The 15,233-nt window shown below is 37.1% G+C and carries 15 protein-coding genes and 2 pseudogenes; 2 read left to right on the top strand and 15 right to left on the bottom strand.

From position 1 onward, the window contains the following. Positions 1–239: 239 nt before the first annotated feature. Positions 240–464, bottom strand: coding sequence for a hypothetical protein (locus BLT_RS0120385; RefSeq protein WP_017729547.1), 225 nt, complete (start codon positions 462–464; stop codon positions 240–242). Between the two features lie 159 nt (positions 465–623). Here BLT_RS0120385 and pdaB point away from each other — a divergent pair, with 159 nt between their 5' ends. Further along, positions 624–1,382 (top strand): polysaccharide deacetylase family sporulation protein PdaB, encoded by a 759-nt coding sequence (pdaB, locus tag BLT_RS0120390; RefSeq protein ID WP_017729548.1) that lies wholly within the window; start codon positions 624–626, stop codon positions 1,380–1,382. A 24-nt stretch (positions 1,383–1,406) separates the two neighbouring features. On the opposite strand, the gene BLT_RS0120395 is transcribed toward pdaB, so the two are convergent. Next, the gene (locus BLT_RS0120395) at positions 1,407–1,991 is read right to left on the bottom strand and encodes a KinB-signaling pathway activation protein (RefSeq protein WP_026105220.1); all 585 of its coding nucleotides are present in this window, start codon (positions 1,989–1,991) and stop codon (positions 1,407–1,409) included. Between the two features lie 146 nt (positions 1,992–2,137). On the opposite strand from BLT_RS0120395, the gene gerD reads away from it, so the two are divergent. Continuing rightward, complete coding sequence (gerD, locus tag BLT_RS0120400) at positions 2,138–2,761, top strand: spore germination lipoprotein GerD (RefSeq protein WP_017729550.1); 624 nt, start codon at positions 2,138–2,140, stop codon at positions 2,759–2,761. Between the two features lie 65 nt (positions 2,762–2,826). Here gerD and BLT_RS0120405 read toward each other — a convergent pair whose 3' ends face one another. The 13 genes and pseudogenes from BLT_RS0120405 to BLT_RS23890 all read right to left on the bottom strand — a co-directional run. Then, positions 2,827–3,882 (bottom strand): Mrp/NBP35 family ATP-binding protein, encoded by a 1,056-nt coding sequence (locus BLT_RS0120405; protein WP_026105221.1) that lies wholly within the window; start codon positions 3,880–3,882, stop codon positions 2,827–2,829. A gap of 79 nt (positions 3,883–3,961) precedes the next feature. After that, a complete protein-coding gene (cwlD, locus tag BLT_RS0120410; RefSeq protein ID WP_017729552.1) occupies positions 3,962–4,678 on the bottom strand; it encodes an N-acetylmuramoyl-L-alanine amidase CwlD in 717 nt (238 codons plus the stop codon). Positions 4,679–4,746: 68 nt separating this feature from the next. Then, the gene (locus BLT_RS0120415; RefSeq protein ID WP_017729553.1) at positions 4,747–5,184 is read right to left on the bottom strand and encodes a YbaK family protein; all 438 of its coding nucleotides are present in this window, start codon (positions 5,182–5,184) and stop codon (positions 4,747–4,749) included. Positions 5,185–5,413: 229 nt separating this feature from the next. Beyond that, positions 5,414–5,914: a tripartite tricarboxylate transporter TctB family protein gene (locus BLT_RS0120420; RefSeq protein WP_017729554.1), complete on the bottom strand. Its 501-nt coding sequence runs from the start codon at positions 5,912–5,914 to the stop codon at positions 5,414–5,416. Positions 5,915–5,957: 43 nt separating this feature from the next. Continuing rightward, complete coding sequence (locus BLT_RS0120425; RefSeq protein WP_017729555.1) at positions 5,958–6,590, bottom strand: isochorismatase family protein; 633 nt, start codon at positions 6,588–6,590, stop codon at positions 5,958–5,960. Positions 6,591–6,612: 22 nt separating this feature from the next. Continuing rightward, the gene (locus tag BLT_RS0120430) at positions 6,613–8,118 is read right to left on the bottom strand and encodes a tripartite tricarboxylate transporter permease (protein WP_017729556.1); all 1,506 of its coding nucleotides are present in this window, start codon (positions 8,116–8,118) and stop codon (positions 6,613–6,615) included. Between the two features lie 23 nt (positions 8,119–8,141). Beyond that, positions 8,142–9,125, bottom strand: a complete 984-nt coding sequence (locus BLT_RS0120435) for a Bug family tripartite tricarboxylate transporter substrate binding protein (RefSeq protein ID WP_017729557.1) — start codon at positions 9,123–9,125, stop codon at positions 8,142–8,144. 113 nt (positions 9,126–9,238) lie between these two features. Then, positions 9,239–10,009, bottom strand: a complete 771-nt coding sequence (locus tag BLT_RS0120440; protein ID WP_338035662.1) for an isochorismatase family protein — start codon at positions 10,007–10,009, stop codon at positions 9,239–9,241. Positions 10,010–10,303: 294 nt separating this feature from the next. Then, positions 10,304–10,381, bottom strand: a pseudogene (gene rpsI / locus BLT_RS23885) (30S ribosomal protein S9); the annotation flags it as partial. Positions 10,382–10,588: 207 nt separating this feature from the next. After that, positions 10,589–11,215, bottom strand: a complete 627-nt coding sequence (locus BLT_RS0120445) for a hypothetical protein (RefSeq protein ID WP_017729559.1) — start codon at positions 11,213–11,215, stop codon at positions 10,589–10,591. Next, on the bottom strand, positions 11,208–12,074 hold the full coding sequence (locus BLT_RS0120450) for an ATP-binding cassette domain-containing protein (protein WP_017729560.1): 867 nt from the start codon (positions 12,072–12,074) through the stop codon (positions 11,208–11,210). Before BLT_RS0120450 ends, BLT_RS0120445 begins: the two co-directional genes overlap by 8 nt. A gap of 1 nt (position 12,075) precedes the next feature. Next, entirely contained in the window at positions 12,076–13,881 is a 1,806-nt protein-coding gene (locus BLT_RS0120455; protein WP_236611123.1) for a DUF4954 family protein, read from the bottom strand. A gap of 992 nt (positions 13,882–14,873) precedes the next feature. Continuing rightward, positions 14,874–14,993 (bottom strand): annotated as a pseudogene (locus BLT_RS23890) (ATP-binding protein); the annotation flags it as partial. Positions 14,994–15,233: the final 240 nt, after the last annotated feature.

Below are 15,233 nucleotides of genomic sequence, written 5' to 3' on the forward strand. Positions count from 1 at the left end.
ATTCATTGACGAGATACCTTGTATCTCTTATTACGCTTGGCTTTTGTTCAGTTTTCAAAGAACTGTTTTTTTCAATGTCGCCGTTTGACGACTCTTATCATGTTATCAGAACAGCAAAATCACGTCAACACTTTTTTATCAAAAATTTGAATGAAATGCTCTGTTCGATAAGGTATTTTCAAATATATCACGGACAAGGTATTGCGTCAACATCTTTTTCAGGGAAGCACGAAGACTTCTTAAGGAGATTTTTTCCGACTATTTAACATGTATTTCAATTGTTCTTTCGGGGAAGCAAGTCGTTTATAGATCCCGAAAACAATTTGATACTTCTCCACGATCGCTCGTTTTACAACCTCATCAATTCGAGGATCCGATAAATCTAAAAGTAACTCCTCCATTTCCCTTTTTAGTAAGTATTCAATCTCAAGTGTTTCTTTATGATTTAGTAAAAACCCTAGCATTCAGACCACTTCCTATCTTAAAAGAAAGATTGAATGACAATTCCTAATCATGCCAAATCGTAATTTGTATTAAGATTATTTTCTAATCCTTTTCTTTTTATTCATATCTTGTCCTCCTATGAATATGTATGAAGTAAATGGCGGTATGGGGGGAGTAATATGTTCATATGGGTTTTTCAAGCAAAACATTTAAAGCAATTATCCATTATTATCACCGCTGCATTTTTTTCTGCAGGACTTCTGTATGTCGAACGCACCCAACTGATGGTCTTTTCGACACCTGATGGACCTCAAGCTTTTTACCGAGCCGAAATCGAAAAAAAAGAAGTTGCCCTGACATTTAATCTTAGTTGGGGAGAAAAAAGGGTCGAACCCATTCTAGATGTTTTGAAGCAAAAAAAGGTTAATGAGGCGACGTTTTTCGTCTCTGCTTCTTGGGCTGAGCGCTATCCCGATTTACTAGCGAAAATCAAAGAATCAGGTTATGCCATTGGCAGTCACGGCTATCAATACAAAAGCTACACAGCCTGGGAAGACGAAAGAATTCGAAAAGACTTACGAACGAGTCAACTCGTGTTAACAGAACTAACAGGAGAAAAGCCTACCCTTTTACGACCGCCAAACGGTGATTTTGATAAGCGTGTTCTTCAATTAGCTTCTTCCCTTGACTATACGATTGTACACTGGAGCGTCAACTCTCGAGACTATGAAAACCCAGGAGTCGATGTTATTGTAGAGGAAGTGGTTAACGAAACGAACCCTGGCGATATCATTTTAATGCACGCTTCTGACTCTGTGAAACAAACCCACAAAGCTCTACCAATTATTATTGATCAGCTTCGGGAGAAAGGATACGTCTTCCGTTCCGTTGAAGAGCTGATGGCGAATAGTCACGCCAACAGTGAAGAGATCGAATAAAGGCCGAGCTAAGCTCGACCTTTTTTAGCTACGCTGCAGCCTGTGCAAGACTAACAACTGCCAAGTATTTGCCGTAATTAACGGTGTGAAATAAATCCATAGCCATTTTGGATCGTTGACTGTAAGCGCTGGTACCCATTCGATGGATGTCACAACGACAATAAAGAATAGAGCTGGAATAAACGCACCTGCATTTGTATCTTTGCTCTTTACATAAGCTACAACCAATCCGTAAGCCAAAAGTAAAAGCGGCATAACCATATAGGAAAGAATTGTCTCTTGTTCTGTGGCAAAGGCCATGTAACGCAAATAGATTAAATCAAATACAACAAAGGCAATAAGGACGATCTGTACATTATTCCATAGCTTTGCAGACTTAAATAATCCTAGTCCAAAACGGTGAAGCGTTAAATAAGCAAAAAAGCCCATCTGTGCAATTAAGCTAAATGCAGCACTAATTCCTAAAAGCCATATGAGACCAAAAATGAAGTTCATGAACCCTTCGCTCGTATACATGGAAAAATCCAGTAGAACCCCGACAAAGGCGCCACTGATGCTCCCGATTAATAATGTGGTAAAAAACAGATAAACGACTTTTCTCGTATTCAAAAGATCTTCCTCCATCTTTCAACCTTGCTTACATGATTGTATCAATCAGTCCAATAAAAAGCCAGTCGTTCTCAAGAACTGATGCATAAATTCTAACGAAATATCTCAAATTAATGACAAAATGAGCGAAAGGGGCAGCAGCAGGCATGAGAACTTCGAAACTGCTCAAAGTTGTTTTTGTCATGATTTTGATTTTATTAGGGGGATGTGCTGCAACAGAAAACAGTGGCGAAAATGGCCCCGATTATGAAAACACAAAGAAAATGATGGTCGATATGCTTAAAACCGATGAAGGAAAAAAAGCCATTCAAGAGCTAATGACAGATGAAGAAATGCGTAAGGATTTAGTTATGGATAATGCCTTTATTAAACAGACCATACAGAATACACTCACCTCTGAGGAAGGAAAAAAGTTCTGGCAAGACACGATGAAAGATCCTGAGTTCGCAAAAACCTTTGCCGAAAGCTTACAGACAGAAAACGAAAAAATAATTAAAGCCTTAATGAAAGACCCAGAATATCAGCAGATGATGATGGATATCATGAAAAACCCTGAAATGGAGCAGGCTGTTCTCGATCTATTTAAATCAAAGGAGTACCGCCAACAGGTAATGACCGTCATGTCGGAAGCCTTTGAAAGTCCATTCTTTGTTGCAAAAGTGAACGAAATCCTCTCAAGAGTTGCAGAAAAACAGATGCAAAAGCAAGAGCAGAGCGGAGGGGGCCAGGAGCAAGGCGAAGGTGAATCCGGCGGAGGTGATGGTTCTTAATAAAAAAGGCTGGCTCATGAACTAAGTTCCTAAAAGGGACAAAGACTCATGGGCCAGCCTACTTTTTATTGTTCATTTTTTTTAATCACACGCTTGGCAATCTCGGTATACATTTGACCAATTGGATGGTCTGCCGCATAAACGGATGGTGCAAAATCCTCTTCGTCAATGTCAGGCTGTCCAAGTGGAATTTTTCCGAGGATTTCTGTCTTTAACTCTTCTGCTAGACGTTCACCACCACCACGACCAAACACATACTCTTTTTCCCCTGTTGTCTTGCTTTCAAAATAAGCCATGTTCTCGACAATACCAAGAATCTCATGGTTCGTCTTAATGGCCATTGCACCAGCACGGGCTGCAACAAAGGCTGCTGTCGCATGAGGCGTTGTGACAAGAATTTCTTTCGAATGCGGAAGCATCGTGTGAATATCAAGTGCCACATCACCTGTACCTGGTGGTAAATCGAGAATTAAATAATCGAGTTCTCCCCATTCCACCTCTGTGAAGAAATTGTTCAGCATTTTACCTAGCATCGGCCCTCTCCAAATAACGGGTGCATTATCCTCTACAAAAAACCCCATCGATATGACTTTCACACCGAACCGTTCAACAGGAAAGATTTTGTCTCCCACTACTTTCGGTCGGGTTTCAATCCCAAACATATCCGGAACACTAAATCCATAAATATCGGCATCAATAATACCGACTCTCTTTCCGAGACGAGCAAGCGTAGTAGCTAAATTGACAGAAACCGTTGATTTCCCTACTCCACCTTTACCACTTGTCACCGCAATAAAGGTTGTAGGACTATTTGGCGCAAGCAGGGCTGGTCCTTCAAAAGCTGTTTCTGGCAGCCCTCCCTGCTGAGCGATTTCTTCCTCCGTTAGTTCGTCAAAGCGAAGACCGACAGAATTTGCCCCTTCCCCTTTTAACACATTAACGATCTCTTGCTGTACTTCCATCTGTTCAGCCGTACCCGTTTTCGCTAATGCAATCTTCACGCTCACATCGTTATCTTTTAGCTTTATTTCTCTAACGCCGCCTGTTTCGACAATGCTTTTATTTAAATCGCGGTCTTTGACTCGCTTAAGTGCATTGAGTACAATTTCTTCGGTCAACAACACAGACACCATCCTTTTACAGTTATAAGCCTAGTATAGCACAGGCACACATAATACCGTGAATCCGTTTGCACGCTGATTAGGATGTTGGTGTCGGTTCATTCGTATAATAGCGAATAATTCCTTGATAAATGGAAGCTGCCACCTTTTGTTGATACGCTTCTGTTTTTAAAAGCTCGGCTTCTGAAGGATTGGATAAAAACCCTGCTTCGACAAGAACGCCAGGTATCTCAGCATGCTTGAGCAAAAATACATTGTGAATCGGCTTTGCTAGCCGCTCTGTATTTTCAAGGTTTCGTTTGATTTCATTCTGAATAAAACGTGCGATTTCTTCATTTTCTGGAATCGCGCGATTGTAAAACGCTTGAAACCCACTCCACCTTGATGAGGCAATCGCATTCAAATGAATACTAACAAACATATCTGCACCAGAGCCATTTACCAGCTCCACCCGCCGTTTTAAATCCTGTACTTTTCGTTGTCGAACTTTGCTTGTATTCGGATCAGCTAAATCACGATCTTCCTCTCGCGTCATAAGAACGAGCGCACCAGCCTCCTGCAAATAATCCCGTGTCTTGTTACTAATGGATAATGTGATATCTTTCTCAAGGGTTCCTCCTTGTGAAACCGCGCCTCCATCTATACCTCCGTGTCCGGGGTCAAGGATAATCACTTTTCCTGATAAGGGAAGATTCCACGCAGACCACGAATCATTGCTAATAAGCTGGTTTTGAACCACTAAGAGCAGCCCAACAACAGCGAGGGCAAACGCTCCTGCTTTTAGCCATCTTTTCATCTCCAACCCCTCCTCGTCCACTTCTTTCTATATATATTGGGACAAGGATGAATTTATGAAGCGATTTTTTAATGCAGCCGTAAGCGGTAGCGTTTTTCACCTTCGTGAAAGCCTCGTTCCCACCATCGGTCGACAAAGACTTCCGAAGCGATTTTTAGGGAATCAAGAATAAAATCTGATTCGCTATACCAGCCATGGAGAAGATCGAACACATAATGAGACAGCTCTGTTACTTCGTCATGGCAACGTTTTTTTACTTGTTCGATCGTTTCACCAAAATAACCAAATCGGCTGTATTCTGCTCCTAATAAATAGGCATCAATGGCCATGTCTGTACAAGGGTCCATCAAAAATGGATGAGTTAAAAAGTGAAAAGGCACAATCGATTGGAATTGCTCCTGAATATCTTTTTTCACATGAACTAATTTAAGTTCCCGCAACACCTTACGTTCAAATTTCCACTGCTTTTCTCGCTTCTTCTGAGAGAACGTACTGATAACCGTCACAACACTCACACTCCCTTTTTGTCTTTTGTTTTAGTATCAAAAGAGAGCAGGGAGCTCATGCAGTGGAAATCTTGTCGATATTCACCACGTATGAGGGATTGATTTTGTTAACCAAACTCAAAACGATCAAATGTATTTAAGTTTTTCATAAAAAAAACGCCTGATGCAACGAACAAGGGGGTTTTTGCATAGAAATGCATAACAAGAAACAAATGAACATAACCTAATTTTATAAATTAGCACCCAACAATAAGTCGAAAACCAAAAACAAAAAACCGCACATTCCCACTGAAATTCCGAGAGCAATCTTTGGATTTTCTTTTGAGAAGAGCCAAATGAATGTAAAAAGGAAGAGAAAAACAGCAACGAGGTAATGAAAATAATTAAACAGTAAAACAAAACCGATTAACCAAGAAAAAATTAATGTGATTTTAAGCAGTTCATTTTCCTTCATGCTTTCTTGCTCTGTTTCAGTCTTTTTGCTTTCATTATGCACGCCCTGTAAAGGCTTTGCAGTAAAGACACCTTTTTCGACAACAAAAGGGAATAATCTTCGCATTGACGGAAAAGCATCAACTAAAAACTGAATTAAGGCTAAAAAGAAAGCCACTGTCCCTACGACCAAAGGGAATAATCTAGCATTAGGATTATAGTTAAATACGTCTATCACCAATACAACCATTATCATACAAATGAGCAAAGAAAATAAACTTCTTCCTGAAAACTTCAATAAACTTCCCTCCCTCTGCTATCGTTATCTTTGTAAATAACCTTCACAGTAACTTGTTTTTCAAATGTTCCAATGATATTACATCACCATATTTCATATGAATATCTAAGAGGCTAACTTTATGAGAAAGAGATGATCTGTCCCCTACACATTCCTGAGGTACTAGAACTTTATAATTATAAGAGAAAGCATCAACAACTGTAGCTCTTACACAACCACTTGTACTCATTCCAGTTACAATTAAGCTATCAACTTGATGATAAATTAACATATCAACTAAATTCGTACCGAAAAATCCGCTAGGTCGACGTTTCTGCAAAACAATATCCTCTGGCTCTGGCTTAAGATCTGCCACGATCTCAATCTCTCTCTCAACTTTAGGTACCCCACCTTTCCAGCGACCGTTACCTGCTTCATATTCTTCCGAAAAGCCTGTGGTATAAATAATGGGAAACCCTTTTTGGCGTACGAAAGGAATAAGCTCTTTAATATTATTAACGGTTGGATAACCTGCTTCCGAGCTACCTAAACGGTATTCGCTATCTACAAAACCATACGACATGTCAATAATTAAAAGAGCTGGACGCTCACCTATGCTTATGGTTTCTCTCCCCATGTTTGCTTTATCAAAAGCCTTTTGATCTTTGTCACTCAATAGATCATCCCAAATAGGCATGAAAGTTCCTCCTTTAAAATCATTATTTCGTTAATGTTATATCTGAATTCTTTCTAGCATTCAATTTGCTCTTAATAAACGGAGCAAATAAAATAAAAATAGCGATTATAAAGCAAATAAGTGAAATAGGCCTCGTGAAAAATGAGCTTCCTCCAAAAACAATAATCGTCTGTTGGTAATATTGCTGCACCATTGCGCCTAACACAAGAGCAATGATAAGTGCCACTCTAGAATAGCCATATAATTTCATTATATAACCGACCAACCCAAAAATAAGTGCTACAATAACATCCCCAATGACACCGTTTGTAGCATACGCACCGATAATCGCTAATACCAAGATAACAGGCGCAATATATGTTGCTTTTATTCTCGTAATCTTGACAAGCGGTATAGCTGTGAACAATACGAATAAAGTAACGATAACATTGGCAATAAGTAATCCATAAATCAATACTAAAATGACGTCAGGGTTGTCTGTAATCATACGAGGACCTGGTTGGATACCGTGAATGACAAATGCCCCCAGTAAAACAGCCATATCTAAGTTCCCTGGAATACCAAAAATCAAAGTCGGAACAAGAGAACCCCCATCTTTAGCATTATTTGCAGATTCTGGAGCAATGACACCACGAATATCTCCCTTACCAAATGTTTCTGGATTTTTTGAAGAAGCTACCGCTTGTCCATAAGCCATAAAATTAGCAATTGAACCACCAACACCAGGAATCAACCCGACAAATACCCCGACCAAACTGCTTCGCATGAACAAATTAAAATGAAGAAAGACGGCTTTAACTCCATTGAAAATACTAGTGTATGAAGCTTTAACCTCTTGGGTTAACAAACCACCTTTTCTGCTCATTAATTGATCTACTGACTCAGCAATGGCAAACAAACCAATTAATACTGGTACTAGTTTAATTCCATCCCACAAATAATCAATACCAAACGTATAACGTGTGGCCCCAACAACTGGGTCTAAACCAACAAAAGCAAGCATCAATCCGATGCTACACGCAATTAGAGATTTCCACAAAGAACCTTCAGACAAAGCGGAGATCATACATAACCCCATAAACGCGAGCATAAAATATTCTGGATAGGAAAATGCTAATACAATTTGGCTACCTACGGGAAGGATTAATGTAAGAGCAATAACCCCAACCACTGCACCAAGCAAAGAAGCAGCTAAAGCTGCACCTATCGCTTCCCCCGCTTTCCCTTGCTTGGTTAAAGGATATCCATCAAATACAGTAGCGGCATTTTGAGGTGTACCTGGTGTGTTTAATAAAATTGATGTTAAAGAACCTCCCAAAGGGACAGCTCCTGAAGCCCCAATTAACATTAATAGTGCATCTGAAGTATCCATACCTATTGTAACAGGAAGAAGGAGTACCAATACTTGTGGTCCTCCCAATCCTGGTAGGATACCAAATATAATCCCTAAAATTGCACCAAATATAAGATAAAGTAATGAAAACCCAGTAAAAATTTCTGTTAATACTGAAGGTATCGCTTCTAACATATTATCCTCCCACCATTTAAGAATTATTGATAGCTCCTGATGATGTCAGTAAGTGGTTCAAACTGTTCTAATGCATTTCTCGATAATTCAGCAGATTCTTCATGATCGGCATACGTACCAGGGTCGCCTGTTTCGAGTAGTTGTTCTTGGAAATCAGGATTACTGTGCGCTTCATAAAAACTTTCACGTAGGACATCAAGTGTTTCCTCTGGTACTCCTGGTGTCGTCACAAGAACCATCTGACCAATAACGGATTCAAGCAAGTCGGGATAGCCTAATTCTGCAATTGTCGGAACATCTGGCAATTCTGGATGACGTTCATCTGCATATACCCATAACGGTTTTAAATCGCCATTTAATACAGAATCCAATATAATGTTATATGGAAATTGTACAAGATCTACATTTCCTTGTAAGGCTGATAACAAAGCTTCAGAACTGTCTGGATGAGGAACAATCGTTGCATCAAAACCTAATGTTTCCGAAGCGAGTACCGCACCAAGACCTGCTGTAGATGATACAGGGGCGGTTCCTACTAAAATACCCTCAGCATTTTGCACGTCTTCTAGTGAATTAAATTCAGAATCGATTGGAGTAGCTGCAATATAATAAGTATCACTCATACGCCCAATGTATTCGAACTCATTTAGATCGTATGAGGCTTGATCCAATAGCTGATTGACTACATCTCCTGGTAGATTAAGAATTCCTACCGTATGCCCGTCAGGTTCAGCATTATATATAGTCCCAAGTCCTGTATTTCCACCACCACCAGGCCTATTATCAACAACAATATTTACATCCCCAGGCAAAGTCTCTTCCCAAAAAGGTGAAATCATTCTAGAAACACTATCAAACCCTCCACCTGCTCCATAAGGAACAACATAAGTAATGTTTTCATTTGGGAAACTTACTGCTTCCCCCTCACCGGAACTTGAATTTGAACATGCACTCAAAATCATAATTGCCGTTAAAGCTAATAATAGTACACTCTTTTTCAAATACAAATCATACATCCCCTTTGCTTTTATATTTATTTTCAACTATTCAGTTATTTATGAATAGTTAAGAATACCCCTTTATACCTTGTTTACTAGACCTTCACTTTTACAATTAAATTCTATTTACTATTTAAATAATCAATAATTTCTGTTACAGGTAATACATCAGCAACTTTCCTCTCAATATCCGCTAAATTATTTCGATGTACATGGATATCTCGATCTCCTACAGCCTCCAATGGAACAATTGGCTTGATTCCATACTGAATGGTTTCTGATGCCACAACACGAACGGAACCACTTGTAGAAAAGCCAGAAATAATCAATGTATCACAATGATTATTTTCTAAAATTTCCAATAATTCTGTTTGATAATATACAGAAAGAAATTTGGAATAAATATGGTTATCACTTTTAATCGCTTTCATTCTCGGATCTAATTTAACCCCATCAGAATTTAACTCAAGCGCTTCTATCCCTTTAATTTTTTTTGAAAAAAGGTGCATTCCTTGACTGTCACCTACATAATACGAGTGGGAAAAAATAACCGGACATCCTGCTTTATGCGCTGCAGTTATCAGCATATTAATCTTTTTTATTTCTTCGTCCCAATCTCCACTTAAGGGTGACTGTTTACTTGTAAATGCATTGATACAATCAATGACCAGCAATGCCGGTCTTTCTCCAAAACCAATTCGGCCTGCAAAACCTTTATTATTCAAATAGAACTGTTCAATTTCTGATTTTAAATATCTTCTTTGTCCCCCAGGTGTATAATACACACGAATTCCGTATCCCTTTACTTCTTCGTCTTTTTCCAAGCGTCGTAAAGTGGCCGTAGAAATCCCTAATAAACTGGCTGCTTCTTTAATAGTGATAAAAATACAAATCCCCCCAGTGCATCAAACTTATACAAACTTATACAAACTTATTATAATGAAATATTACTGAGATATTATAAAAATGTCAATTGAATTTTCTAAATAATCTTTATTTTATTAAATTTTAGTTTAGTTTTTATTGTGAAAAATTTATAATGCAGGAATAGATGAGTTTTTAACGCTAATGGAGTGCCGAACGATTAGAGCGGTTAGCAACTATCATTGAATTTCATTTTTAACCAATAAAAAACCCTCCCTGCTCCATAAGAGCAAAGAGGGAAAACCCTTGGTATATAAGGTTTTTTAACGCTTTGAGAACTGAGGAGCACGACGGGCTGCTTTAAGACCGTATTTCTTACGCTCTTTCAAAGACGGATTTCTTCCCTATTAAATGGGAGTTCATAAACCGCTTTAAAACAACGTTCTTCCCTTTTAGTGTTTTATGGTATTTTTTTTCATTTTACACAAAGGGTATTCAAATTAAATACGCTGGCAGGCTATATACAGGAAACCGATTTGGGTATTTATTTTTAGATTTATGCTGTTGCCCAAATGCTCAATGAAACACCATGGTTTTGATCATAAGGATTATTTGAATTTCACCCACAATTGAATAATTGAATAAATGATCCCTGCCATAAGTGAGAAAAAAGTTAAGTAAAGGGAAAGATTATTTACAGGTTCTTCGAATATAAATAAATGAGGCCAGGGCATAAAAGTACCTTGGGTGATTACTTCAATAAAAGTATAAGCAGCTATGATAGCTAGTGTAATATCTAAACTTTCAGTAGCACTTAGAATTGCTATTCCTATTAATAGAAAAAATATGTAAAGCATAAGGAGGTGAACGAATAAAACACCAGAAAAGAAATCAATCCCCTTCAAAGATATAGTTAAGCTAGTCAATAAGGAGATAAAAATCCCATGTAATAAGAAATGCCTAGTAATATCGAATATAATATTCTTCCGGTAATAACGGATCAATGTCTCTTTTGAACCTTCTTCAAATACACTATTATAAATGAAAACTAGATGCCATCCTGCCATTGGTACAGCTAAGCCCTGTACAGATATATACGGCATGAATGGATCGTCGAACCTTTCTCCAAATAATAGTATTAGGAAGAAGCTAAGCCCATAGAACAAGAAAGGAAAAATATACAAATAACGAAGTAACTTAAGGTCGAATATAAATAAATGAGTAATCTTATTCATATGTATCCTCTTTAAGTAATGCAAGATAACCATCCATCAAACGAGGGTTTACAGATTTTCCTATAGGTTTATCTGATAATATACGAACAATAATATGAGAAAGTTCATCATCCATTTGTACAACCTCTTTTGTAGAAATAATTTCATCCAATTCTGATAAAGATGCTTTTATTTCGAATGTACAGTCAGCTGCTTTTTGTTTTAATTCCCCCGGTTCTCCTTCAAAGAGTACTTGTCCATTTTTGATTACACCAATTTTGGTACATAGAAATTCTATATCTTCAACAATATGAGAAGAAATAATTACTGTATGCTGCTTGCCTAACTGCTTTAGAAGATTACGAAAACGTATACGCTCCTCGATGTCTAAGCCTGCTGTAGGCTCATCAAAAAGTAGAATAGTTGGCTTTCGCAAAAGAAGTTGCGCAATTCCAACACGCCTTCGCATTCCACCAGATAATTCAGACATTTTTTTGTATAAATGCTCAGATAAATTTACCTGTTCAACCACCTCAATTATTTGTTTATGATATGAAATAGAAGGCTTTTTATCTTGGAGAATGGCTATATGTTCAAGTACATCATACATTTTAAGCTCCGGATAAACCATAAAATCTTGAGGTAAATATCCAATTTGCTCATTTTGCTTAATATATTTACCAGTGCTAATCAACTTTTTATCTATAAACACACTACCCGAATTAAAGTCTGTAAGACTAGCTAGGATCTTCATTAGAGTAGTCTTCCCAGCCCCATTAGGCCCTATCAGTCCATAAACCCCTGTAAAAGAAAGTGTAACATTAGATAATATTTGCTGTTTTTTTACTACTTTTGAAAGGCTTTGAACCTGAATTTCCAAACTACCTCCACTCCTTTATTAATTTATCCACCTTTTCCCAATCCCATGTATTGTCCATCTCTTCATACCAGTCTTTTAAAAATTTATGACGTTGTTCAAAACTGAGTTGGTAATAATGTTGGTAGAGACCTTCGATAATTTCCTGTTCAACTTTTGGTAAATGATATGATTCCATACTTCTTCCTTCAAGCTCAATAGGTAGTTCAAGCTTTTTACGAAGAAATTGACTCGCCATATTTACCCATTCCCCATGCAACTTATCCGACCCTTTTTTTGGAACAGCAAGTTGAAGTATTCTCTTTTGAAAGTCCTTCATAGTATCATATGAATCAACAGAACCAGGGTATCCAGTATTGTATACGAGATGGTCAGTTGTAAGTAAAGAGGATAGTCCATAATTAGAAAAAACAATTTTCTTAGGTAACGACTGTACTAGTGTTGGAGCTAGTTGCTGCGCTTCATTCAAGGTTACCTCTAATTGTGATAATACTGTAGGGACCCTTTCTTTCATATTGGGCCAGTCTGCTGGGTATGTTATTCGGTAATCTCCATATATGAGTTGATTTCCTTGACCTGCAATAATGGTTAAAGCTTCGGCCTCCCCCTTGTATAATTCCCCTTGTCTCTGTAAGTTACTGAAAAGTACCTCTTCTGATTCTAATGTAAAGTGATAACTCTCTTGGTTAAAAAAGTGTTCACTCAATTGAATCCAGTCTATATATTCATTAAACTCATACATATGTGACGCTCTCTTTTTAGGATACCAAGCATAATTTGCTAATAATACTGTCCTTCCTTCTTTAATAGGAACAAAATTAGTATCAACTATATTATAATGAAATGTCAGCGAGGAGCTGTCTGATATTAAGAAAATCCTGATAATATCTCCACTACGTTCAAAATCAACCTGTTCTCCATCTGCTATAATCTCTCTCACTGGATAAGCATGGTATAGCTGGAAGGTCGGTTCTAGTGTATCCAAATGGGAAAGATTCACCTCTACAGATACATGTGTACCTTCCATAGATATCACGTATGAGTCAATTTCATATCGCAGATCTGACTCGGTCTCTTCAATATTCATATAGTAGTCTGTCTCTATGGTGTTATCAGCAGTACTAAAAGCCTTCATACTTAATTTTACTGCACTGTACGAGGTTACTGTGAAGAGAACTAAAACAGCTAACAATACATTAATAACTAACCTTCGCTCTCTGGTTCTAATTGTCCAACGTAGCGAGGATAACAAAATTATTCCTAGAAAAATGAGGAACCAAGATATCAACTTTAGTTCATTCCCCCAATGTACATCAAAACCTATAAAAGGTTTATATACTAACATAATATTATTCATTCCAATGAAAAGTAACGACTTCAATTCGTTTGCTTGCACTGTACTAAAGAATGGAAAAAACACTTCCGTACTAACACTTCCTGTTATTATCCACAAAAATAATATAGCAAAAAAGCTGATTTTTTTAGTTCCCAAGAGCATAGCAACCAATACACCATAAATCAGTGTTAATATTAATGGAGCGAGCATATAAATATATAAAAACCTAAACATAGACAAATAAATCTCTGAATTCTCGATACCCACTAATAAATAAATTATTGTATATATTCCATAAACAAAAAATAACATGCAACACTGAACGATAAAATGAGCAATAAACATTGCACTAACTTTTTCCAACAATATCCTATATCCATCAACAAAAAAGGAATGAACTCCATAAAGTAATTCTCGGGAAAATAGGCTATAGAAAAATACCATATAAAATATTGACACAATTTGAACAATCATGGCTATTTCACTTAGAAGGTTTCCGTACTCTTCCCTCCCATGAGGATTAGTAAAAAATAACGCTAGCCGGATTATTAATAATAGGAAGAAGGTTATACTTGCCATTACATAAAGCTTACTTTGACCTATTCTTTTTAAATAAAAGCGATAAAGTAGCACCCATCGCACTTTCTTTCACCCGCTCCCTAGAGGATAATAATTAAATAACGAAACAACTAAGTTATATATTTTTTTATATAAAAACTAATTTTCAATTTGTATTAAAAATTGAAGTAGGGAAGCAAAGTAAAATTAATTTTCTCACTTCCCAACTTCTAGTTTTCAATCAATAATTTTTTGCAATATTACTAATATACTGTAATTCTTACAGCACCTCTAGAACCGACTGTTTGAGGTATCCTTTCAAAATTGATAATCATTTAATCTTTAGCTTGCACTCTAGTACAGCATTTTGTAACTTTAATGTCTTGATAAAAATGCTTTATTCAATTTTATATCTGGTGGCAAAAATAAAGGATGATGGCGTGAATCTCAAAATTTTATCGTGTATTATAACTTTAAAGCCTTGCCATTTTATTTGTTTAGTATAAGTATATTTTGATGTTATTGGTTCATTATTACAACGTTGAAAAAGAGCTTAATACCTTTTTAGTATACTCAACGATTAATATATTAATGTTTAAAAGGTTTTTAAATAGACAATTATCAAAACAACAAAATCACATGCCGGGAGCATCACAGAAAAAGAGATTTATATATCTTTTTTTAAGAGTGCTAAGTTAAAAAACAGAGTTTACCCGTGAATTGGTGGTCCACCATCTAGACCTGGCGTTTCTTCAGTTGCTCCTGCAGAAAATGGAATCATAAGTAGAATTGCACTACTTAATAATCCTATTAAAAGAAGTTTCTACCTACCAAATCCCTCTTTTTTTGTTATTATCTCACATTTGTAGACGTCAAGTCGAATTTAACACTTTTTGCCCGTTTCCTTTTTACACTTCTGCTGAAAAGATGCTTTTCCGATTTTTCATACGATGGCTTTCCTCATTTTCTCCACCCTGTATGACTTCCACACGATGTAGTAAACGATCTAAAATAGCCGTTGTAATGCCTAATCACAGGGATATTTCGTCCCAGATTCATATGTTTATTTGCTGTGATTTTTGTTCCTGCTTTGTTCCTTTTTTCCCTCAAATTTCCTTGCGCTGTCCCTGGGGTCACAGGCAAAATAGGAACAGCTAAATCCATTCGTATCAAGGGGTCACGTCGAAGCAAGTCTAAAAGGGAAAAGGCTGCCTCAAAACGACCGCTACTTTGTTCTGTGACTGAGCTAAAATTTAATATAAAATATC

Source organism: Halalkalibacterium ligniniphilum, assembly GCF_000334155.1.
Classification (GTDB): Bacteria; Bacillota; Bacilli; order Bacillales; family Bacillaceae_D; genus Halalkalibacterium; species Halalkalibacterium ligniniphilum.

Bases quoted from the DNA above. Each gene is read 5' to 3' on its own strand.
- pdaB (WP_017729548.1), top strand. From the start codon at position 624: ATGTTCATATGGGTTTTTCAAGCAAAACATTTAAAGCAATTATCCATT.
- BLT_RS0120445 (WP_017729559.1), bottom strand. From the start codon at position 11,215: ATGAATAAGATTACTCATTTATTTATATTCGACCTTAAGTTACTTCGT.
- BLT_RS0120430 (WP_017729556.1), bottom strand. From the start codon at position 8,118: ATGTTAGAAGCGATACCTTCAGTATTAACAGAAATTTTTACTGGGTTT.
- BLT_RS0120455 (WP_236611123.1), bottom strand. From the start codon at position 13,881: ATGATTGTTCAAATTGTGTCAATATTTTATATGGTATTTTTCTATAGC.
- gerD (WP_017729550.1), top strand. From the start codon at position 2,138: ATGAGAACTTCGAAACTGCTCAAAGTTGTTTTTGTCATGATTTTGATT.
- BLT_RS0120385 (WP_017729547.1), bottom strand. From the start codon at position 464: ATGCTAGGGTTTTTACTAAATCATAAAGAAACACTTGAGATTGAATAC.
- cwlD (WP_017729552.1), bottom strand. From the start codon at position 4,678: ATGAAAAGATGGCTAAAAGCAGGAGCGTTTGCCCTCGCTGTTGTTGGG.
- BLT_RS0120425 (WP_017729555.1), bottom strand. From the start codon at position 6,590: ATGCCTATTTGGGATGATCTATTGAGTGACAAAGATCAAAAGGCTTTT.